This window comes from Bradyrhizobium sp. SZCCHNR1015, assembly GCF_032489875.1.
Classification (GTDB): Bacteria; Pseudomonadota; Alphaproteobacteria; order Rhizobiales; family Xanthobacteraceae; genus Bradyrhizobium.
Genome location: NZ_JAUEYW010000013.1, coordinates 91,207 through 110,835 on the forward strand (window position 1 = coordinate 91,207; position 19,629 = coordinate 110,835).

The window sequence follows — 19,629 nt, forward strand, 5'->3', positions numbered from 1 at the left end:
CCGGGACGACACCGGTGGTGGAGCATCAGCCGCGAGATGACGGCGCCGCATTGAGCGATCGGGGCTCGATCTTGCTTCGCCGCTGCCGTAACAGAGCGCCATGACCACTTCGCCCTCTCCGACCGCGCCCTGGCGCGCGACTGTGCTGACGCTGTTTCCGGAGATGTTTCCCGGGCCGCTGGGCGTGAGCCTGGCCGGCCGAGCCTTGGCTGGCGGCATTTGGACGCTGGAGGCGCGCGACATCCGGGCCTCGGCGACCGACAAGCACCGGAGTGTCGATGATACGCCGGCTGGAGGCGGCCCGGGAATGGTGCTGCGCGCGGACGTGCTGGCCGCCGCGATCGATGCCGCCGCCGTTGCACCCGAACGGCCGAAGCTGCTGATGAGCCCGCGCGGTCGGCCCTTGACCCAGGCCTTCGTCCGCGAGCTTGCCGACGGTCCCGGCCCGCTGATCGTTTGCGGCCGTTTCGAAGGCATCGACCAGCGCGTCATCGACGCGCGCGAGCTGATCGAGGTCTCGATCGGAGATTATGTGCTGTCGGGCGGCGAGATCGCCGCGCTGGTGCTGATCGACGCCTGCGTGCGACTGCTGCCCGGTGTGATGGGCAAGCTCGAATCCGCCACTGACGAGAGCTTCTCCGACGGCCTACTGGAGTACCCGCAATACACTCGCCCGCAGCTGTTCGAGGGCCGTCCCATTCCGGATGTGCTCACCTCGGGCGATCACGCCAAGGTCGCGGCGTGGCGGCGCGCGCAGGCCGAGGCGCTCACGCAAGCGCGGCGGCCGGATCTGTGGGCCGAATGGCAGGTGCGCCAGACCCTGGAACAAAGCAGGACCAGCCAAAAAGCGCCAAAAAGCACGACAGACGGGTGACAAGCCTCGCGCTTTGGCTTATAGGAGCGCCCAATTCCGCAAGTGACGGCAGGAACAAGCGCAGCCCCCGCGTGACCCGGCTGGGCGCGCCGCCGATGGAGATTTACCCGTGAACCTGATTCAGCAGCTCGAAAAAGAGCAGTTCGACAAGCTGTCCGCCAACAAGACCATTCCGGAGTTCGGCCCGGGCGACACCGTGATCGTCAACGTGAAGGTGGTCGAAGGCGAGCGCACGCGCGTGCAGGCCTATGAAGGCGTCTGCATCGGCCGGTCCGGCGGCGGCATCAACGAGAGCTTCACCGTCCGCAAGATCTCCTACGGCGAGGGCGTGGAGCGCGTGTTCCCGATCCTCTCCCCGATGATCGACTCGATCAAGGTCGTGCGCCGCGGCAAGGTGCGTCGCGCCAAGCTGTATTACCTGCGCCAGCTGCGCGGCAAGTCGGCCCGCATCGTCGAGAAGCAGGACCGCCAGCAGGCCGCGGTGAACGAGTAATCGTTGCTTCCCATGGATTGACGAAGAGCGCGGGCTGGTCCCGCGCTTTTTTGTTTTGGGCACCGTCATTGCGAGGAGCGGAGCGACGAAGCAATCCAGAGTCCTCGCTCAGCCCTGGATTGCTTCGCTTCGCTCGCAATGACGGCGGGCGCAAACGCATCTCGCACTCCCTTGCCCGCGTGCTATATATCGCCCTGAAATGGTTCTAGATCGCACCAGCATGGCCTGCCGCCGCGTCGTCATCGACGATCATAGCCGGCTGCCCGGGCGGTTCTTCGGAAGGTTCGCGACGTCTGCGACGTCCGAGCTTAGGCGCGCGCTGTAAGCCGCAGCGCCTCTTCCTGATTGTTCGCGCGTGCCCGTCACGCGTCGTGTCTCAAACCTTAAATTCCCGGGAGCATTCGCTCATGTCGAAGCCGACCACCCTGTACGACAAGATCTGGAACGACCATCTGGTGCACGAAGCCGAGGACGGCACCTGCCTGCTCTACATCGACCGCCACCTGGTGCACGAGGTGACGTCGCCGCAAGCGTTCGAAGGCCTGCGCGCCACCGGGCGCAAGGTGCATGCGCCGGAGAAGACGCTCGCGGTCGTCGACCACAACGTGCCGACCACCGACCGTTCCAAGCCGAATCCGGATCCGGAGAGCATCGAGCAGATCAAGGCGCTGGCGGAGAACGCCAAGGAATTCGGCATCGAATATTACAACGAATTCGACCGCCGCCAGGGCATCGTCCACGTCATCGGCCCCGAGCAGGGTTTTACGCTGCCCGGCACCACGATCGTCTGCGGTGACAGCCACACCTCGACGCATGGCGCGTTCGGCGCCCTGGCGCACGGCATCGGCACCTCCGAGGTCGAGCACGTGCTGGCGACACAGACGCTGATCCAGAAGAAGGCGAAGAACATGCGCGTCACCGTCGACGGCAAGCTGCCGGACGGCGTGACGGGCAAGGACATCATCCTCGCCATCATCGGCGAGATCGGCACCGCGGGAGGTACCGGCTACGTGCTGGAATACGCTGGCGAGGCGATCCGCGCGCTGTCGATGGAAGGCCGCATGACCGTCTGCAACATGTCGATCGAGGGCGGCGCGCGCGCCGGTCTGGTCGCGCCCGACCAGAAGGCGTTCGACTTCCTGCGCGGCCGTCCCAAGGCGCCGCAGGGCGCCGCCTGGGACGCAGCGATGCGCTACTGGGAGACGCTGCGCTCCGACGACGGCGCGCATTTCGACCATGAGCTCCGGCTCGACGCCGCCAAGCTGCCGCCGATCGTGACCTGGGGCACCTCGCCCGAGGACGTGATCTCGGTGACCGGCGTGGTGCCCGATCCGGACAAGATCGCAGACGAGGCCAAGCGCATCTCCAAGCATCGCGCGCTGAAGTACATGGGCCTGACCGCGGGCACGAAGATCACCGACATCAAGCTCGACCGCGTTTTCATCGGCTCCTGCACCAACGGCCGCATCGAGGATCTCCGCGCCGCAGCCAAGATCGCCGAAGGCAAGACCGTCAGCGGCCACGTCAACGCGATGGTCGTCCCGGGCTCGGGCATCGTCAAGGAGCAGGCCGAGGCCGAGGGCCTCGACAAGATCTTCATCAAGGCCGGCTTCGAATGGCGCGAGCCGGGCTGCTCGATGTGCCTTGCCATGAACCCGGACAAGCTGGCGCCGGAAGAGCGCTGCGCCTCGACCTCGAACCGCAACTTCGAAGGCCGCCAGGGCTTCAAGGGCCGCACCCACCTGGTGTCACCCGCGATGGCCGCGGCGGCTGCGATCGCCGGACACTTCGTCGACGTGCGCGACTGGCGCTGATCAAGCCGCCCGGTCATCGCTTTCTGCGTTGCTCGACTTCAAAAGGCGACGTTCGTGTCAACGAACGTCGCCTTTGTTATGCCTGCCGACGCCTTCAACTTTGCGCCGGAAACGTCGGGATGTCCGGCCATTTATTTCGAACTGATCGTCGACCTGCTGCGGTGCGAGCGGTTTACTGACTGCACTCTTCAAGGTTGCAATTCGAAGACAGGTCTCTTATGATTTGATCGGTCAGGCGCCGTCGGGCGGGAGAATCGTATGATTCATCCATTCAATGTCGATCCTCAAAATCCTTACGACGGCCCTGACTTCGACGAGTTCTGCATCGCAGAGAAGAGCTATTTGAGCGCGCGACGGGATCGCAGCGATTGCATCACCTGCGCGCTTTCCAAGCTCTGCCAGGCTGGCTTTGAACATCAAGTCGACCTTGCTGCACAAGGCAAGGACCCCAGCCTTACCAAGGATTGCCAACTCACAGCCGAAGACCTGACCGCCGAACGTCTTTTCGATGGGCTTACGGATGAACAAGTCGACTTCGTAAAAATTCATATCCCCGGACTTGCGAAGGAGCACGACAATGTCTGATCCTGCATCAATGCAACTTGAGGCCAAGAAGCAGCTTGCGAGCAAAGCCGAAGCCGTTGCGAAACATCAGTTGGAAGCCAAGCGCCAACTCAGCGAGAAGGCAGCGCTCGCGAGCAAGACTCAATTGGAAGCCAAGAAGCAGCTGATGGAGAAAGCCGATCTGACCAGCCGGATGCAACTGGCCTCGAAGAAAGCAAAGTCCTGACATTCGCAGTGATCGTGAGGTCGGTTGCTTCTGACGATCCGCTCTGGCGCACGACGTGATGATCGGTACGAATCTTCAGTGAAGTCTTGGCAGTTCGGCAATACTTTCTTAGGACCGCGGGCGCAAAATCCTACCACCGGACGCGCCGCGTCTGCAGAGGAACGTGCCGAGGAGCCTGACATGGCCGACAAGCCGGAATACGTCGACCTCATCCGCGATGCGACACGCCAGCGCCGCAAGACACCGCCCGCCAAGATCATCGCCCAGCCGGAGGCTCCGAAGGAGGAGCGGCGGTTGTCGAACTGGCCGCCCGGCCGCTTTGCCAAATGGCGCATCGAGACGCTGGTGCCGTGGAAGCTGAGCGTGAAGAACTGGCAGTTCAAGGACTGGCTCTGACTGTCGCGCCTCACTCCATCCCCCTGAAATGAGAGAAGGGCGCCGTTGGGCGCCCTTCCTGTTTTGTCGAACTTCAAGCACGATCAGTAGTAGCGCCAGTGGTGGCGGTGGCGATGATGCCATCGGTGATGATGGCGCCAGTGATGACCCCGCCAATGCCGGTAGTGGCAGATGCGGCGTGGCCCGTAATGGGTCCAGACGACGCGGCAGCGACGGTAGGGATAGTAGTAGCCCGTCGTATAAATCGGCGTGTAGTAGCTGCGGTAGCCGTAGAAATGACGGCGGTGATGGTGGAAGTACGGCCGGTAGGCGTAGTGCGGACGATAATGATAGCCACCGCCATGGAACACCGGCCGCGGACCGAATCCGCCATGGAATGCCGGGCCACCACCGTGGAAGGCCGGACGCGGGCCACCACCGCCGAAGGCATGTCCTCCCCCATGAAACGCGGGACTGCCGCCGCCACCCCTGAACATGGCGCCGCCGCCATGGAACGCCGGGCCACCGCCTCCGCCGTGGAACGCCGGACCGCCGTGGAAGCCGCCACCGCCCCCACCGTGGAATCCACCACCGCCGGGATGCCCGCCGCCACCGGGGCCTCGGACCTGAACGGCCAACACGTCCGAAGGTGTCTGCGTGGCGGAGCCGGCACCGGGACTCACCGGCGACATCGCAAGCGCAGGCCGTCCGGACGCGCCCGCCAAGACAAACAGTGTGGCCGCCGCAAGACTGAGGCGACGAGCAAGACCAGCACGCTGGTCCTTCATCCTCATCATGGTCCCTTCTCCCTGAATGCTGTGCAACGATGGACCCATGCAGCGCCGATGCTGGTCGTCCGATCGGTGGATTCGCGCACCCCCATCATGAACGTAGAGATAGCGACGTGAATGCGGCATGAATGATGCACGTTGCACGCGCATCTGCGGCGTGGCGTCGCGGCGAAGGAGATGCACGGGAGCCTCTACGTCGTCCTGCAACTCAGGATCACGGATGACGGCACAACGGCTCACGTGCTGCTCGTGCGGGGACTTCGCAACTAACCACACGCAGGAAACGCAACGCGCCTTGCGGACACGGCCTCAATCGTAGAACGGCGTGAACAGAACCAAGGGTCCCGGCGGATAGGCTGGCGTGTAGTCCGTGGGACGGTCGAGATAATGCGGCACCTCTGCCGTCGCCACCACGGGCTTCGATCGGCGACCCTGCCGGCGCGGGCCAGCATCCGTGACGGTCTGACGCGCCTGCGTAACGGCGGGAGCTGCGGCGACAGGAGAGGTGGCGGCGGAACTTGCGAGCAGCATCGCCACCGTGACAATGCTGATCCCGAACCAGGTTCTGTTGACTGATGGTTTCATGGCGAACCTCGTTGCCAGCCCCCATCAACGTACAGGCCCGCAAAGCGGGCCTGTTTGATTTCGGTCATTGTCTCCAGGGACTGGAAAGCGCGGGTTACCAGCGGCCGTGATGGCGATATCCGTAGTGATGCGGCCGCCAGTGATGCCGCGGATGATAGTAATGCCGCGGATAATAGTGGCGCCGCGGATGCCAGTGGCGGCGGCCGTGCCAATGCGCCTGGGTGGTCTCCTGCGCCGTGCCCTCCTGCACCGCCGTCGCGGCGCCCGGATTGATCAGCGACAGCGCCTGCGCGCGTTCGGCCGGAGCGGCCATCGCCAGGACGGCGCCAACCGCCGCGATGCCCAACAGCTTCATCACAGTCATGAACTTCTCCCTCGATCGCCTGACATCACGTCCGGCTCCGTACATTCCGCCTTGTCAGTTGCCTGAATGGCGGCCGCAGCAGCGCGACGCAGATCAGTCTCGAACGAGCGACGTGAATGGGACATGAAGACCTGCGCAGGAGCAGAATGCCGAAATGTCGCGCGTGGTTCCGCCGCGGTGCGCGACATATCGGCACCGTGTCCGGACGGTAACATCAGGGCAACGTCGCGATCGATCGCGACCGAATCATGCGCGCGCTTGCCGAGCCGATCCGTGCGCGGGATTCAGGAGTCAGCCGCGTCGCCAGACGCAACTCATATGCGGCACGATCACGGTGCCGCTCGGCCGATGCTCCGGAACATAGGTGGCATCGCATACACGAACTGCGTTCGGACCCGGATTGAAGCGCGGCACCACGTCGGGCTGCCAATGACCCTCGTAGCGCGGATAGATCTGGATTCGTCGTTGCCGGCGCTGCGCGGAAAGATCCGTGCTCGCCTCACTCTGCACGGCGCCGCGCGCGCCGGCGGCCTCCTCCGCTCGCGCCGCCGCCGAGATCGAGACCACGACCGCCGCAGCCAGCACCGCTCCGGCCAGCACCATCGACATCTGCCTCATCTGTCCCTCAACCCCCCAGTTCGCGCGTCACGGTCGCCGGTTTCATCCCCTGCGTCAACCAGCTCCGCCACACATGTCATAGAACCAAGATGCAAGATGATCAAAGCCGGGCTAGAAGGCGGCAATGTGGACAGATCTGAAAGCCCCCTCGCTCGCCGACATGGAAGTCATGGCGCACGAGATGTTCGAGCGTCTGCCCGAGCATTTTCGCAGGATGTGCGAGGGCGTCGTCATCCGGGTCGACGACTTTCCGACCGAGGAGGTGCTCGACGAGATGCAGGCCGAAAGCGAGTTCGACCTGCTCGGCCTGTTTCAGGGCACGGGACTGCCGTTTCGCAGCAATGACGACCTGCCGCGCCTGCCCAACATGATCTGGCTCTATCGCCGACCGATCCTCGACTACTGGGCCGAGCACGACGAGAGCCTCGGCCACATCGTCCGCCATGTCCTGATCCACGAGATCGGCCATCATTTCGGAATGTCCGACGACGACATGGAGGCGATCGAGGCGTCCGTCGACTGACGATCCCGCCGATAGCACCGGGATTTTGACTTTATCCGTCCTGCCGTTCGGGCTAAACAGCGGCCTGCCCGTATTCTCGAAGGTGCCCCGATGGACAAGTTCACCACGCTGGAAGGCGTCGCCGCGCCGCTGAAGATCATCAATGTCGACACCGACATGATCATCCCCAAGCAGTACCTGAAGACCATCAAGCGCACCGGCCTCGGCAAGGGCCTGTTCTCGGAGCAGCGCTACAAGGACGACGGCAGCGAGAACCCGGATTTCGTGCTCAACCAGCCGGCGTACCGCAACGCCAAGATCCTGGTCGCCGGCGACAATTTCGGCTGCGGCTCGAGCCGTGAGCACGCCCCCTGGGCGCTGCTCGATTACGGCATCCGCTGCGTGATCTCGACCTCGTTCGGCGACATCTTCTACAACAACTGCTTCAAGAACGGCATTCTGCCGATCCGCGTATCGCAGGCCGATCTCGACAAGCTGTTCGACGACGCCGAGCGTGGTGCCAACGCGACCCTGACGGTCGACCTCGCCAAGCAGGAGATCCGCGGCCCCGACGGCGGCACCGTCAAGTTTGACATCGACCCGTTCCGCAAGCATTGCCTGCTCAACGGGCTCGACGACATCGGCCTGACGCTGGAAAAGAAGGCCTCGATCGACAGCTATGAGGCCAAGCTGGCCGAGCGCGCCTGGGCCTGAGGCCCGCTGAGGGATGGTGAGTTCGCGGGCCCCGGACCTCGTCCGGGGCCTTGTTTCGAGAGCAGCCCAGCAGGTCCGCCGTTGACGCGTGTAGTGCCCGAGGTCGTGACCTTCTGGCGGGGGCCGCTCGACCGGCTGCGCCAGACCTGCCTGCGGTCGCAGCTCGCGGCCGGCCACAAGGTCACGGTCTACAGCTTCGATCCGCTGCCCGGCCTGCCCGACGGGGTCGGCAATGCCGAGGCCGAGGCGATCCTTCCTTACGCATTCTCCGAACGTCTCAGGCCGCCGCAGCCTGACGGCAGCTGGCGCGATTGGACCACCTTGCAGTTCAGCGACTTCTTCCGGATGCGGCTGATGGCACAACGCGCCGGCCTCTGGCTCGATGCCGACGTGCTGCTGCTCAGGCCGGTCGAGATTGATCCGGCTCTGCCCTACTTCGCCTGGGAGCGGCCGCGGCAGCTCGGCAATTCCGTGCTCTACCTGCCGCCGGAGGATCCGATCGTCGCCGAATTCACCGCGCTGATGGCGCAGGACGAGCTGACGCCGAACTGGCTGTCGCTGCGTCACCGCCTCACCTTTGCGCTGCGCCGCCTGCGCGGCGGCTCCGACCGCCTGTCGGACATCCGCGTCGCCATCTTCGGCCCGGCCGCGCTGACGGCGCTCGGCCGCCGCCATGGCTCGCTGCGCCATGCGCTGCCGAAGCGCAGCTTCTACACGGTGCATGCCGAGCCGAAGGCGTTCTTCGATCCGTCCGACTTCTCCGGGTTGATCGCTGATCCCCAGATCATCGGCCTGCACATCTCGCCGAAGGGTCGCGGCGGCGAGGCGCCGATCCCCGGCAGCCTGTATGCGTGGGCGGCCGAACGATTTGCCTCGCGCTGACCGTCGCCGGGCAGCTTTGCGGCCGGCGCAGAGCCGATTTGCTGCTTGATCTACCGCAACGTCCACGCGGCAACCCGGTGATTGATTGCGGTCAATCATCGGAGACGTGTCATGACCGTAGACGCCAAGCCCTATCCGCGGGTTCAGTTCCTGATCGATACGTTCGCGCAATGGCTCCGGCACCGGCGAGAGCTGAGCGAGCTCCGGCAGCTCGACCGCGACGATTTCGAGCGCATAGCGATGGACCTGCAGGTCACGCCGGCCGATCTCGACGAGCTCGTCCGACATGGCGAGCATGCCGCCGACGAGCTGCCGCAGATGCTGAAGGCGCTCGGCATCGACGAGGCCGCGCTGGGGCGCGCCGAGCCGCTGGTGCTGCGCGACATGGAGCGCGTCTGCGCCATGTGCAAGGACAAGCCGCGCTGCCATCGCGATCTTGCCGCCGGCACGAGCGCCGAGCACTACGAGGAGTACTGCCTCAACGCCCCGACCATCGACCGCCTGGGCAGCGCCGCGGTCAAGCACTGATCGCCGTCTCCCTCCCATCCAGCGGAGCAATGCGATGAGCCTGCCGAATCTGCACCGCAACACCTGGCTCCATGTCGGCGCCGCGATCCTGCTCGCGCTCGGCGCGATGCTGCTGATCCGGCTGCACAATGCCGGCGGGGTGACGCCGGCCGCCGACAGCGTGCAGGCGGGACGCAAGCTGGCGGAGGCCTGGTGCAGCACCTGCCACGCCATCGACGCCAGCGGGGCGAGAGCCCAGACCACGACCGCCCCCGATTTCGTGGCGGTCGCCAACATGCCGTCGACGACCGAGCTGTCGCTCAAGGTGTTCCTGCAGAGCAGCCACCCGACGATGCCGAACGTCATCCTGACAGCCGAGCAGCGCGGCGACCTCGTCAACTACATCCTCAGCCTCCGCCGCATCTGACGCCTCACTTCGCCGCCGCCGCGATCGCGTCGGCGATCGCGATCGTGCGCCGCGCCATCTCGGCATGCAGCCGCTCGACCATGCGGCCCTCGATCTGGATCGCGCCGCGCGAGGCATTCTCCGGCAACTCGAACGCGGCGATGATCTTGCGTGCCGCAGCGACCTCGTCGGCCGGCGGGGTGAAGATCGCGTTGCAGGCGTCGATCTGGCCGGGATGGATCAGTGTCTTGCCGTCGAAGCCGAGATCGCGAGCCTGGATGCATTCCTGCGCGAAGCCGTCGGTGTTGGCGAAATCGCTGTAAGGCCCGTCCAGGATCTCCAGCCCATGGGCGCGCGTCGCCAGGATGCAATGGCTGATCATCGGCAGCATCGTGGAGCGGCCCGGCAGCATGCGGATGCGGGTCTCACGCGAGATGTCGTTGGGCCCGAATACGAAGCCGGCGAGTCGCGAGCCGTCCTCGTGCACGGTGGCCGCGAGCAGATCGGCATCGAGCACGGCACGCGCCGTCTCGATCATCGCCCATACCTTCAGCGCCGGATCGGCCCCGACCTCGGCCAGCCGATCCGTGACCAGGCGGAGGTCCTCGACGGTCGAGACCTTGGGAACCAGGATGCCGTCGGTCGCCGCTTGCCCGGCCATGGCGACGTCGTCGCTCCACCACGCCGTATCCAGGCTGTTGATCCGGATCAGCAGCTCCCGCTTGCCGTAGCCGTCGGCCGCAACCGCCTTGGCGATCTGGTCGCGGGCGGCCGCCTTGGCGTCCGGCGCCACCGAATCCTCGAGATCGAGGATCAGCCCGTCGGCCGGCAGGTTCCGCCCCTTCTCCAGCGCGCGCGCATTGGAGCCGGGCATGAACAGAAGACTGCGGCGCGGGCGGATCATTGCGGCGTTTCCCTTGGTTTATCGGCGCGGCCCGCGATACCATTTCGGGAGCCGGCCCGAAAGGCTTGTTCCCGGAAGCCGCATGTGTTTAGGCAGGGTCCATGATCTCGTTTCCGCAACGCCTGCTCGAAGGCTACCGCGCCTTCACCACCCAACGCCTGCCGACCGAACAGAGCCGTTACCTCGAGCTCTCGGAGCGCGGCCAGTCGCCCGAGGTGATGGTGATCGGCTGCTGCGACTCGCGCGTCTCGCCCGAGGTCATCTTCGACGTCGGTCCCGGCGAATTGTTCGTGCTGCGCAACATCGCCAACCTGGTGCCGATCTATCAGCCGGACGCCAACGCGCACGGCGTGTCGGCGGCGCTGGAATATGCCGTCACCGTGCTGAAGGTGAAGCACATCGTCATCCTGGGCCATGCCCAGTGCGGCGGCATCCGCGCCTTCGTCGACAAGGCCGCGCCGCTGTCGCCCGGCGACTTCATCGGCCGCTGGATGTCGATGTTCATCAAGCCCGGCGAGGTCGTCGAGCAGCGCACGCATGAGAGTTTCCAGGACTTCGTCACCCGGATCGAGAAGGCCGCGGTGTTCCGCAGCCTCGAGAACCTGATGACCTTCCCGTTCGTGCGCAGCCGCGTCGAGGCGGGAGACCTTCAGCTCCATGGCGCCTATTTCGGCGTCGCCGAGGGCTCGCTGTTCGTGCTCGACAAGTCCACCAAGGAATTCAAGAGCGCGCGCGCTGGCGAATAGCGAATGGGGAACAGCGAGTAGTTCACCTGCCCTATTCGCCATGCGCGCCTCGCTATTCGCCGCCCATCAATGGTCGCCCGACCAGCGGTCCGACAGCGCCAGCATCAGGGTCGACACCACGAAGGTCATATGCACGCCGACCAGCCAGGCGAGCTTGGTCGAGTCGTAGCCGGCGTCGAGATTCATGAACGCCTTCAACAGCTGGATCGCCGAGATCGCGACGATCGAGGCGAGCAGCTTCTGCTTCAGGCCGGCGAAGTCGACCTTGGTCATCCATTCCGGCCAGTCGGGATGGCCGCCGGGATCGATGCGCGAGACGAAGTTCTCATAGCCGGAGAACACCACGATCAGCACCAGATTGCCGGTCAGGCAGACGTCGATCAGGCTGAGCACGCCGAGGATGATGTCGCTCTCCCTGGCGGACGGCAGATGAACGATATTCTCCCACAGCAGCAGCACGAACTTGAACAGCAGCACGACGAGGCTGACGACGAGGCCGACATAGAACGGCGCCATCAGCCAGCGGCTCTTGAACAGGAAGCCTTCAAGCCCGCGCTCGAGCGGACCCGGCGCGTGCTTCGCCGACACCGGGGCTTGCGCCGCTGCCGGCTCGGTCTTGCTGCTCTCAGCCAATTTCGACCCCACCCCGAATCGGCTCGGTCATCCCACCAGGTCTCGCCCGCGAACGACCCTTCTGATTAGTGACTCCGTCATGCCCGGGCTTGTCCCGGGCATCCACGTGGTCCTCAACATGCCGAACGACGTGGATGGCCGGGACAAGCCCGGCCATGACGACTTAGAGACAGACGATCCCCAGACTTCCATTGTCATATGCGACGGCCATGACGCTTACCGGGGCGACGGCGCACCGTGCGTCTATTAGGCCGCCTTCTTCTTGGCGGTGATCAGCTTGCGGTTGATCAGCACTTCCGCGATCTGGATCGCGTTCAGCGCCGCGCCCTTGCGCAGATTGTCGGACACGCACCAGAAGGCGAGGCCGTTCTCGACCGTGCCGTCCTCGCGGATGCGGCTGATATAGGTCGCGTCCTCGCCGGCCGCCTCATAAGGCGTCACGTAGCCGCCCGGCTCGTGCTTGTCGATCACGAGACAGCCCGGCGCGTTGCGCAGGATGTTGCGGGCCTCGTCCGCCGTGATCGGATTCTCGAACTCGACGTTGACGGCTTCGGAGTGGCCGACGAACACCGGCACGCGCACGCAGGTCGCGGTCAGCTTGATCTTCGGATCCAGGATCTTCTTGGTCTCCGCCATCATCTTCCACTCTTCCTTGGTGAAGCCGTCTTCCATGAAGACGTCGATCTGCGGAATGACGTTGAAGGCGATGCGCTTGGGGAACTTGTTGTTGATCAGCTCGTCGTTGGTGTAGACGGCCTTGGTCTGCGAGAACAATTCGTCCATCGCATCCTTGCCGGCGCCGGACACCGACTGATAGGTCGACACCACGACGCGCGTGATCTTCGCCTTGTCATGCAGCGGCTTCAACGCGACCACGAGCTGGGCGGTCGAGCAGTTCGGATTGGCGATGATGTTCTTCTTGTTGAAGCCGGCGGCGGCGTCGGCATTCACCTCCGGCACAATCAGCGGCACGTCGGGATCCATGCGCCAGGCCGACGAGTTGTCGATGACGACCGCGCCGGCGGCGCCGATCTTGGGCGACCACTCCTTCGACACCGAGCCACCGGCCGACATCAGGCAGATGTCGACATCGGCAAAATCGTAGTGCTCGAGCGCTTTGACCTTCAGCGTGCGGTCGCCATAGGACACCTCGACGCCGACGCTGCGGCGTGAGGCCAGCGCCACGACCTCGTCGGCGGGGAATTGGCGCTCGTCGAGAATATTGAGCATTTCCCGTCCGACATTGCCGGTCGCGCCGACCACTGCGACTTTGTAACCCATCGTTCACTCTCCGAAGAAATAAGGCCGGCCGCGCATCTCAGCGGAAACCGAAGCGGCAGCGCTTCTATGCGAGAAACGTCCCTGACACAACGTTACCACGACGTCTCGCATTCGATGCAGTCCAATTCGGCCAGAACAGCCGCAGCGCCCCGATCCGGGTCCGTCCTGCAAGGGCTCAAGAGCTTCGCGGACGAGGTCTGCAGCACCTTTGCGCGCCTGTTCGCCTATGTGGGGGCTCTGGCGCTGATCGCCATGCTCGGCGTGGCCGGCTGGAACCATCTCGACCGCGGCGATGACACGCCCGGCCGCGCCGGCTGGACCTTGGCCGACGCCGCAGTGCCGGCGTTCTCGCTCCGCCTCACCGACCAGCCCGACAGGACCGCCACCTATACCGTGCTCACCCACCCCGAAGGCGGCCGCAAGGACGTGCTGCGCTGGGGCGAGCCCGCCGATCGGCCGACTGCCGAGCTCGAGGTCTACCGGTTCGGATCGGAGCGCGATGCCAGGCGTGATCCGCGGGCCGATCTCGCGGTCCGGATGGGGCGCAGCACCGCCTCCGAACTCGAGACCGCGGGCGTGATCGACAGCCGGTTCGGCCCAGTCGGCCTGGTGCGCCGGGCCGGGGCGCCCGAGGGCGCCGGGGCCTGCCTCGGCTTTCTCAAGACCATCGCCGAGCCGAGCTTGCGGATCTCCGGCTGGTCGTGCCAGGGCGTGACGATGCCGGCGCGCCGCGCCATGGTCGGCTGCATGCTCAACCGGCTGACCCTGCTGGCGCCCGACCGGCACCGGGCCCTGAGCCAGCTGTTCACGGGGTCCGATCAGCGGCGCGGCGGCTGCGACGAACCCGCCGTCGCCACCGGCAGCCCCGATTGGGTGACGTCGACCGCCAATCCGAGGCTGCGCGGCGCGCTGTGAATCTCCGCCTGCGTCCGGATGTTGCTGGGCGTGACCGCGCCCCATTCGGGCGTCCGCATCGGCAGCCAAGTGACGGATTTTGATGCAACTTTCCCGCCACAGCGGGAATTTATCTTCGGTGCGGCCGCGGGAATGACCTTGTGATGCCACAGCCGACCCAGATATTGTGCGAGCCAAATCATGCGCATGGCGAGCGCCCGCCCCTTTTGGCGCGAGGAAGAGGACGTGATGATTGAATTTTCTGCTGCGACCCGGGTCATGGCCTTGGCGGTGATCGCCGCGACCGGTCTTGCCGTCACGTCTCTTGCCGTCACCTCGGCCGATGCCGCCCCCGCGAAGCGTCGCGTCACGACCACCTATAGCAGCGGCAATCCGAACTATTCCTACCAGTCCGGCCCGCGGACCCGCATCTACATCACCCGCCGCTCCTTCCTCGACGGCGGCACCGAGGTTCTCCCGGGCGACCGCAAGTTCTCGGATTACGCCTTCCCGCCGGCCGTCGGCTATCCGTCGTTCGCCCGCGAAAACCTGAACCGCCCGATCGACCGCCAGCCGCTGATGGCGCCGTCCGATCTCGGTGGCTACCCGACCCGGATTCCGATTCCCTACTGAGGACGACCGCGTCATCTGATCATCAAGGCCGGGCCCCGCCCGGCCTTTCTGGTTTCTGGGGTGGTCGCCATGAACCTCTCTCCGTCATGCGCCGCGGGCGACCGTTCGGACAGATGGCTTACGGGCGTTCGGGGACATGGCTGACACATTGAACGCCATCCGCGAGCCCGCATCTGCCACCTTCCGTTCAGTGTCATCCCGGCGAACGCCGGGATCCATAGCCACCGGCGGCCGTTGGCGCCTCATTGCGTCGCTCCAGCGTGCCTCGCATCGGCGTCGGCGAGGATGGCTCCCCGCGTTTGCGGGGAAGACAACGGAATATTTGGCACGATTGTTCATCCTCGCGCCCGCTTTCGCGTCCGAGTATTGCGATCGATTCCGCCCTCATCGGAAGCAAGGGCGCAGGGAAGGCCGAGCCTCGGCTGAGGCCCGTGGCCCCCGTGCGGAAAGAATGCACGGGGCAGGAACCACAGGTACAGCCGGACCGACCCGGCCTTCCCTGCGCGATGGTTTTCACGCTTACTCTGCGCTCTCCCCGGTGTCCGGCCTGTTAGCCACCGTCGTCGTCGGGATCATCGCCCTTCCGACTTGGCGCCAGCATCGGGGCGCCAGGACCACGCAGCTTCACGTCCGCAAGAGCCTCGTTCGTCCGCATGCCCAAGGACATGCTGCGAGCCCTCGCGGCCACCGCATCCCCGCCTCACGCCTCGTGACGATCGCGAAACGCCCCTTGCAAGCGAGACGGGACGAGGGGAGAGGAACACGGATTCTGGAAAGACGAAAGCGAAATTTTTGGCGTCAGCAGGCTGGATCAACGCATCAGGTTGATCGCGCGGGGGAAATGAGTTTTTCGGCGCGAGGGATTCCGGGATGAACGATGCTTGTTCGCGGCTGCCGATCGAGATGGATCGCGCAAAATGACGAACTGATTTGCCCGACGGGCGGGCCGGCATGCGCCTCGCGAGCAGTCGATTCGAGACCGAACTAATGAGTTGATCGAGCTCACCCCGGCGACAGTGTCCTCCCCTCCCCCTTGCGGGGAGGGGTCGGGGGTGGGGGTCTCCGGGCGACGCTGCCTGATGAGTCCGCGTGAAGGCGCACGGCATGCGCTTCGGGAGAAGCGCATCGAGGTGACGACGAACGGTTGCGAGTTGGAAGAATGACGATGCCCCGAGCGGGCTCACTGGGTGGGGACCCCCACCCCCGACCCCTCCCCGCAAGGGGGAGGGGAGCAGACTGTCAGCGGGGTGAGAGCTCGGCTCGAAGGAGCATCCGCTCCCGACTACGCCGTCAGCTTCTCCAGCTCCTTGATGATCGCCTCGCCCATCTGCGTAGTCGAAGCGGGCGTCGAGCCCTCGGCCTTGATGTCGGCGGTGCGCAGACCCGAGGCCAGCACGGCGGCGATGGCGGCGTCGAGCTTGTCGGCGAGCGCGCCCATGTCGAAGGAGTAGCGCAGCGCCATGCCGAACGAGGTCAGCATCGCGATCGGGTTGGCGAGACCCTTGCCGGCGATATCCGGCGCCGAGCCGTGCACCGGCTCGTACAGCGCGCGGCGCTTGTGGGTCTTGGCGTCGACCTCGCCGAGCGAGGCGGACGGCAGCATGCCGAGCGATCCGGTCAGCATCGCCGCGATGTCCGACAGCATGTCGCCGAACAGATTGTCGGTGACGATGACGTCGAACATCTTCGGGTATTTCACCAGGTTCATGCCGCCGGAATCGGCGAGCTGGTGCTCGAGCGTGACGTCCTTGTACTCGCGATTGTGGACCGCGGTGACGACCTCGTTCCAGAGCACGCCCGACTTCATGACGTTGCGCTTCTCCATCGACGTCACCTTGTTCTTGCGCTTACGCGCGAGGTCGAAGGCGACGCGGGCGATGCGCTCGATCTCATAGGTGTCGTAGACCTGGGTATCGATCGCGCGCTTCTGACCGTTGCCGAGATCGGTGATGGTCTTTGGCTCGCCGAAATACACGCCGCCGGTGAGCTCGCGCACGATCATGATGTCGAGGCCCTCGACGATCTCGCGCTTCAGGCTGGAGGCATCGGCGAGCGCCGGATAGCACACGGCGGGACGCAGATTGGCGAACAGGCCGAGATCCTTGCGCAGGCGGAGCAGGCCCGCCTCGGGACGCACCTCGTAGGGAACGCCATCCCATTTCGGACCGCCGACGGCGCCGAAGATGATGGCGTCGGCCGCCTTGGCCTTGTCCATGTCGGCTTCCGAGATCGAGGCGCCATGAGCGTCATAGGCGGCGCCGCCGACCAGGCCGTCCTCGGTCTCGAACGAGGCCAGTCCCTTGGCGTTGAGCCAGCCGATCAGGCGCTTCACCTCGGCCATCACTTCGGGGCCGATGCCGTCGCCGGGCAGCAAAAGGAGCTTCTGGGTCGCCATGGTCGTTGTCCTCACGGGGCTTGTCATGCCGGGGCATTGCGCGGGCATCCATCCTTGGGATGGCTGGATTGCCGGTCTGCCTCGAGCGGATCGAAAGCAGGCGCCCGGCAATGACGGGATCTCTCAAAACGGCGGAGTGCTAAAGCCCTCCTGCGCCGTTGGCAAGCCACCATTGCCGGCGCACCACTTCTGTCGCGGCGAGGCGGGCGGTAATGTGCGCGAAAATCGCGGCCGAATAGCATGAATTGCCGGCCGATCGCCGCGCCGGAGCATGTCTTGCCAGCCTCCCCATCCGACCCGACACCGGCCCACCCGGCGTTGACCAACCTCACGCTGTCGCTGGGTCCGATCATCGGTCTCGGCATCGGCCGCTTCGCCTACGCGCTGGTGCTGCCGGACATGCGGGACAGCCTGCATTGGTCATACTCGGCGGCCGGCTTCATGAACACGGTCAACGCCGCCGGCTATCTCATCGGCGCGCTGATCGCCGCGCAGCTGGCCCGGCGCTACGGCGGCCTGGCCGCAGTGCGCGGCGGAACGCTGGCGGCGCTGGCCTCGCTCGTGGTGTGCGCCATGACCGGTGACTTCATCGCGCTCAGCCTGGCGCGGCTCGTGACCGGCATCGGCGCCGGCGTCGCGCTGGTGGCCGGCGGCGCGCTGGCGGCGCGGGTCGCCCTGGCGCGGCCGGCGCAGGCGAGCTTCGTGCTGAGCCTGTTCTATGCCGGGCCGCCGCTCGGCATCGTCATCTCCGGCCTGATCGCCCCCTTCGTGCTGCAGGCCTTCGGGCCCGGCTCATGGTGGATCGTATGGGCCGTGCTCGCCGCGGTCGGCGCGGTGCTGATCGGGCCGCTGCTCGCGATGCGGCTCCCGGCGAACGCCGCCACGGCGGAGACCCGCACCGACCGCGTCTCGCTGCGGCCGATGGCGATCTATCTGTTCGGCTACTTCCTCTACGGCGCCGGCTATATCGCCTATCTCACCTTCATGATCGCGTATGTGCGCGATCTCGGCGGCGGCGCCGCGGCGCAATCAGGCTTCTGGTGTCTCATTGGCCTCGCCGGCTTCACCACGCCCTGGGTGTGGCGGCGCGTGCTGGCGCTCGACCGCGGCGGCTGGCCCACCGCCCTCATCCTCACCATCAACGCGATCGGCGCCGCCCTGCCCTCGCTCAGCCATTCGCCTGTCATGCTGACGCTGTCGGCCGCTGTGTTCGGCATCGCCTTTTCGACCGTGACCACGGCCACCACCGCCTTCGTGCGCTTCAACCTGCCGCAGAGCGCCTGGCCGGGCGCGATCGCCGCGCTGACCATCTCGTTCGGCGTCGGCCAGACGCTCGGACCCTTCGCCGTCGGCGCGATCACCGATGCGATGGGGAGTTTGACCTATGCGCTGAACGTATCGGCGGCCTTGTTGCTGCTGGGAGCGGTGATGGCGGCGATGCAAGGCAAGTTGAAGCGCTCCGACCGCACCTAGCTCACGGTGTCGTCCCGGCGAACGCCGGGACCCATACCGCGGAAGCTATCGAGGGATGCGGCTGCCAGTTGCCTGCCTCATACCCCCCTGTGGTTATGGGTCCCGGCGTTCGCCGGGACGACAGCGGAGTGTGTCGCGCGCAGCTCGGCCTCAAGCGGACCGACGATCAGCTCCCGCTGAACGAATTGTACCCCTGATCCTCCCAATAGCCGCCCTTGTAGTCGTTGGTGATTTCCATCGCGACGACGTATTTCGGGTTCTTGAAGCCGAGCTTGGTGGGGACGCGGATCTTCATCGGGTAGCCGTAGGCGCGCGGCAGGATCTGGTCGGCGAACTTGAAGGTCATCTGGGTCTGCGGATGCAGCGCGGTGCGCATGTCCAAGGGCGAATTGTAGCCGTCCTTGTCGGCGCAGTTGAACCAGACATATTTCGCGCTGATATCCGCGCCGATCAGCTTGAGGAAGTCGCGCAAGGGCGTGCCGGTCCAGGAGCCGATCGCGCTCCAGCCCTCGACGCAGATATGACGCGTGATCTGCGTCACCTGCGGCAGCGCATGCAGCTCGTCCAGCGTCCACGACTTCTTGTTGTCGACGAGGCCGCGCACCTCGAGCTTCCAGTCAGCGGCATCGATCTCCGGCGCCTCGTCGAGCGTGTAGTAGGCATTGAACGGGAACGGCTTGGTGATCGCGCTCTCCGGAAAGGTCGGCGCCAGCGCGTCCGGATTGAACATCCAGGCCTGCACGGCGTCGTTGAACTTCGACACCTTCTTGAGCAGCTCCTCCGCCGTGTCGCCGTCGACGACGTCGCAGCCGGTGAGCAGGGTCAGCGCGCCCAGGCTGGCGCCGCCGGTGAGGAAGCGGCGCCGGGTGAGGTCGGGCATCACCTTCAACGAGTCCTTGATCAGGAGCCGCTTGTCGACGCCGGGAATGAGGAACGGACGCTTGGCCATGATACT

At 65.5% G+C, this 19,629-nt stretch carries 24 protein-coding genes; 15 read left to right on the forward strand and 9 right to left on the reverse strand.

Going from position 1 to position 19,629, the window contains the following annotated elements; all coding sequences use genetic code 11:
- Positions 1–100 precede the first annotated feature (100 nt).
- From trmD to QX128_RS22295, 6 genes are all read left to right on the forward strand, one after another.
- Positions 101–874: a tRNA (guanosine(37)-N1)-methyltransferase TrmD gene (gene trmD / locus QX128_RS22270; protein WP_316238534.1), complete on the forward strand. Its 774-nt coding sequence runs from the start codon at positions 101–103 to the stop codon at positions 872–874.
- A gap of 109 nt (positions 875–983) precedes the next feature.
- A complete protein-coding gene (rplS, locus tag QX128_RS22275) occupies positions 984–1,367 on the forward strand; it encodes a 50S ribosomal protein L19 (protein ID WP_315800727.1) in 384 nt (127 codons plus the stop codon).
- A 407-nt stretch (positions 1,368–1,774) separates the two neighbouring features.
- Positions 1,775–3,181 carry a 3-isopropylmalate dehydratase large subunit gene (leuC, locus tag QX128_RS22280; RefSeq protein WP_316238535.1) on the forward strand — a complete coding sequence of 469 codons (1,407 nt, stop codon included), beginning with the start codon at positions 1,775–1,777 and terminating at the stop codon, positions 3,179–3,181.
- Between the two features lie 258 nt (positions 3,182–3,439).
- Positions 3,440–3,766 carry a hypothetical protein gene (locus QX128_RS22285; RefSeq protein WP_315800729.1) on the forward strand — a complete coding sequence of 109 codons (327 nt, stop codon included), beginning with the start codon at positions 3,440–3,442 and terminating at the stop codon, positions 3,764–3,766.
- Complete coding sequence (locus QX128_RS22290; protein WP_316180291.1) at positions 3,759–3,971, forward strand: hypothetical protein; 213 nt, start codon at positions 3,759–3,761, stop codon at positions 3,969–3,971. Before QX128_RS22285 ends, QX128_RS22290 begins: the two co-directional genes overlap by 8 nt.
- 180 nt (positions 3,972–4,151) lie before the next feature.
- Positions 4,152–4,367, forward strand: a complete 216-nt coding sequence (locus tag QX128_RS22295; protein ID WP_315800731.1) for a hypothetical protein — start codon at positions 4,152–4,154, stop codon at positions 4,365–4,367.
- 83 nt (positions 4,368–4,450) lie between these two features.
- Here the strand turns inward: QX128_RS22295 and QX128_RS22300 are convergent, their stop codons facing one another.
- The 4 genes from QX128_RS22300 to QX128_RS22315 form a co-directional block, all read right to left on the reverse strand.
- On the reverse strand, positions 4,451–5,143 hold the full coding sequence (locus QX128_RS22300) for a hypothetical protein (protein ID WP_316238536.1): 693 nt from the start codon (positions 5,141–5,143) through the stop codon (positions 4,451–4,453).
- A 303-nt stretch (positions 5,144–5,446) separates the two neighbouring features.
- Entirely contained in the window at positions 5,447–5,722 is a 276-nt protein-coding gene (locus tag QX128_RS22305; protein ID WP_316238537.1) for a hypothetical protein, read from the reverse strand.
- A gap of 94 nt (positions 5,723–5,816) precedes the next feature.
- Positions 5,817–6,086 carry a hypothetical protein gene (locus QX128_RS22310; RefSeq protein WP_316238538.1) on the reverse strand — a complete coding sequence of 90 codons (270 nt, stop codon included), beginning with the start codon at positions 6,084–6,086 and terminating at the stop codon, positions 5,817–5,819.
- A 291-nt stretch (positions 6,087–6,377) separates the two neighbouring features.
- The gene (locus tag QX128_RS22315; protein ID WP_316238616.1) at positions 6,378–6,686 is read right to left on the reverse strand and encodes a hypothetical protein; all 309 of its coding nucleotides are present in this window, start codon (positions 6,684–6,686) and stop codon (positions 6,378–6,380) included.
- Positions 6,687–6,828: 142 nt separating this feature from the next.
- On the opposite strand from QX128_RS22315, the gene QX128_RS22320 reads away from it, so the two are divergent.
- The 5 genes from QX128_RS22320 to QX128_RS22340 all read left to right on the forward strand — a co-directional run bounded on the left by QX128_RS22320 (position 6,829) and on the right by QX128_RS22340 (position 9,736).
- Complete coding sequence (locus QX128_RS22320; protein WP_315800736.1) at positions 6,829–7,227, forward strand: metallopeptidase family protein; 399 nt, start codon at positions 6,829–6,831, stop codon at positions 7,225–7,227.
- Positions 7,228–7,317: 90 nt separating this feature from the next.
- On the forward strand, positions 7,318–7,920 hold the full coding sequence (gene leuD / locus QX128_RS22325; protein ID WP_316238539.1) for a 3-isopropylmalate dehydratase small subunit: 603 nt from the start codon (positions 7,318–7,320) through the stop codon (positions 7,918–7,920).
- An 81-nt stretch (positions 7,921–8,001) separates the two neighbouring features.
- Positions 8,002–8,802, forward strand: a complete 801-nt coding sequence (locus QX128_RS22330) for a hypothetical protein (protein WP_316238540.1) — start codon at positions 8,002–8,004, stop codon at positions 8,800–8,802.
- A 111-nt stretch (positions 8,803–8,913) separates the two neighbouring features.
- Positions 8,914–9,330: a DUF6455 family protein gene (locus tag QX128_RS22335; RefSeq protein WP_316238541.1), complete on the forward strand. Its 417-nt coding sequence runs from the start codon at positions 8,914–8,916 to the stop codon at positions 9,328–9,330.
- Between the two features lie 34 nt (positions 9,331–9,364).
- On the forward strand, positions 9,365–9,736 hold the full coding sequence (locus QX128_RS22340) for a cytochrome c (protein WP_315800740.1): 372 nt from the start codon (positions 9,365–9,367) through the stop codon (positions 9,734–9,736).
- A 4-nt stretch (positions 9,737–9,740) separates the two neighbouring features.
- Here QX128_RS22340 and QX128_RS22345 read toward each other — a convergent pair whose 3' ends face one another.
- Positions 9,741–10,619 (reverse strand): CoA ester lyase, encoded by an 879-nt coding sequence (locus tag QX128_RS22345; RefSeq protein WP_316238542.1) that lies wholly within the window; start codon positions 10,617–10,619, stop codon positions 9,741–9,743.
- Between the two features lie 101 nt (positions 10,620–10,720).
- On the opposite strand from QX128_RS22345, the gene QX128_RS22350 reads away from it, so the two are divergent.
- Positions 10,721–11,365, forward strand: a complete 645-nt coding sequence (locus QX128_RS22350) for a carbonic anhydrase (protein WP_316238543.1) — start codon at positions 10,721–10,723, stop codon at positions 11,363–11,365.
- A gap of 66 nt (positions 11,366–11,431) precedes the next feature.
- Here the strand turns inward: QX128_RS22350 and QX128_RS22355 are convergent, their stop codons facing one another.
- Positions 11,432–11,998, reverse strand: coding sequence for a TIGR00645 family protein (locus tag QX128_RS22355; RefSeq protein WP_316238544.1), 567 nt, complete (start codon positions 11,996–11,998; stop codon positions 11,432–11,434).
- Positions 11,999–12,244: 246 nt separating this feature from the next.
- The gene (locus tag QX128_RS22360; protein WP_316238545.1) at positions 12,245–13,279 is read right to left on the reverse strand and encodes an aspartate-semialdehyde dehydrogenase; all 1,035 of its coding nucleotides are present in this window, start codon (positions 13,277–13,279) and stop codon (positions 12,245–12,247) included.
- A 114-nt stretch (positions 13,280–13,393) separates the two neighbouring features.
- Between QX128_RS22360 and QX128_RS22365 the strand changes: the two genes are divergently transcribed.
- Entirely contained in the window at positions 13,394–14,194 is an 801-nt protein-coding gene (locus QX128_RS22365) for a hypothetical protein (protein ID WP_316238546.1), read from the forward strand.
- Between the two features lie 228 nt (positions 14,195–14,422).
- Entirely contained in the window at positions 14,423–14,806 is a 384-nt protein-coding gene (locus tag QX128_RS22370) for a hypothetical protein (RefSeq protein ID WP_316180278.1), read from the forward strand.
- A 1,282-nt stretch (positions 14,807–16,088) separates the two neighbouring features.
- Here the strand turns inward: QX128_RS22370 and leuB are convergent.
- Positions 16,089–17,201 (reverse strand): 3-isopropylmalate dehydrogenase, encoded by a 1,113-nt coding sequence (gene leuB, locus QX128_RS22375; RefSeq protein ID WP_316238547.1) that lies wholly within the window; start codon positions 17,199–17,201, stop codon positions 16,089–16,091.
- 276 nt (positions 17,202–17,477) lie between these two features.
- Here leuB and QX128_RS22380 point away from each other — a divergent pair, with 276 nt between their 5' ends.
- Positions 17,478–18,674: a YbfB/YjiJ family MFS transporter gene (locus QX128_RS22380; protein WP_315800748.1), complete on the forward strand. Its 1,197-nt coding sequence runs from the start codon at positions 17,478–17,480 to the stop codon at positions 18,672–18,674.
- Positions 18,675–18,840: 166 nt separating this feature from the next.
- Here QX128_RS22380 and QX128_RS22385 read toward each other — a convergent pair whose 3' ends face one another.
- A complete protein-coding gene (locus QX128_RS22385; RefSeq protein WP_316215495.1) occupies positions 18,841–19,623 on the reverse strand; it encodes a molybdopterin-dependent oxidoreductase in 783 nt (260 codons plus the stop codon).
- Positions 19,624–19,629 lie beyond the last annotated feature (6 nt).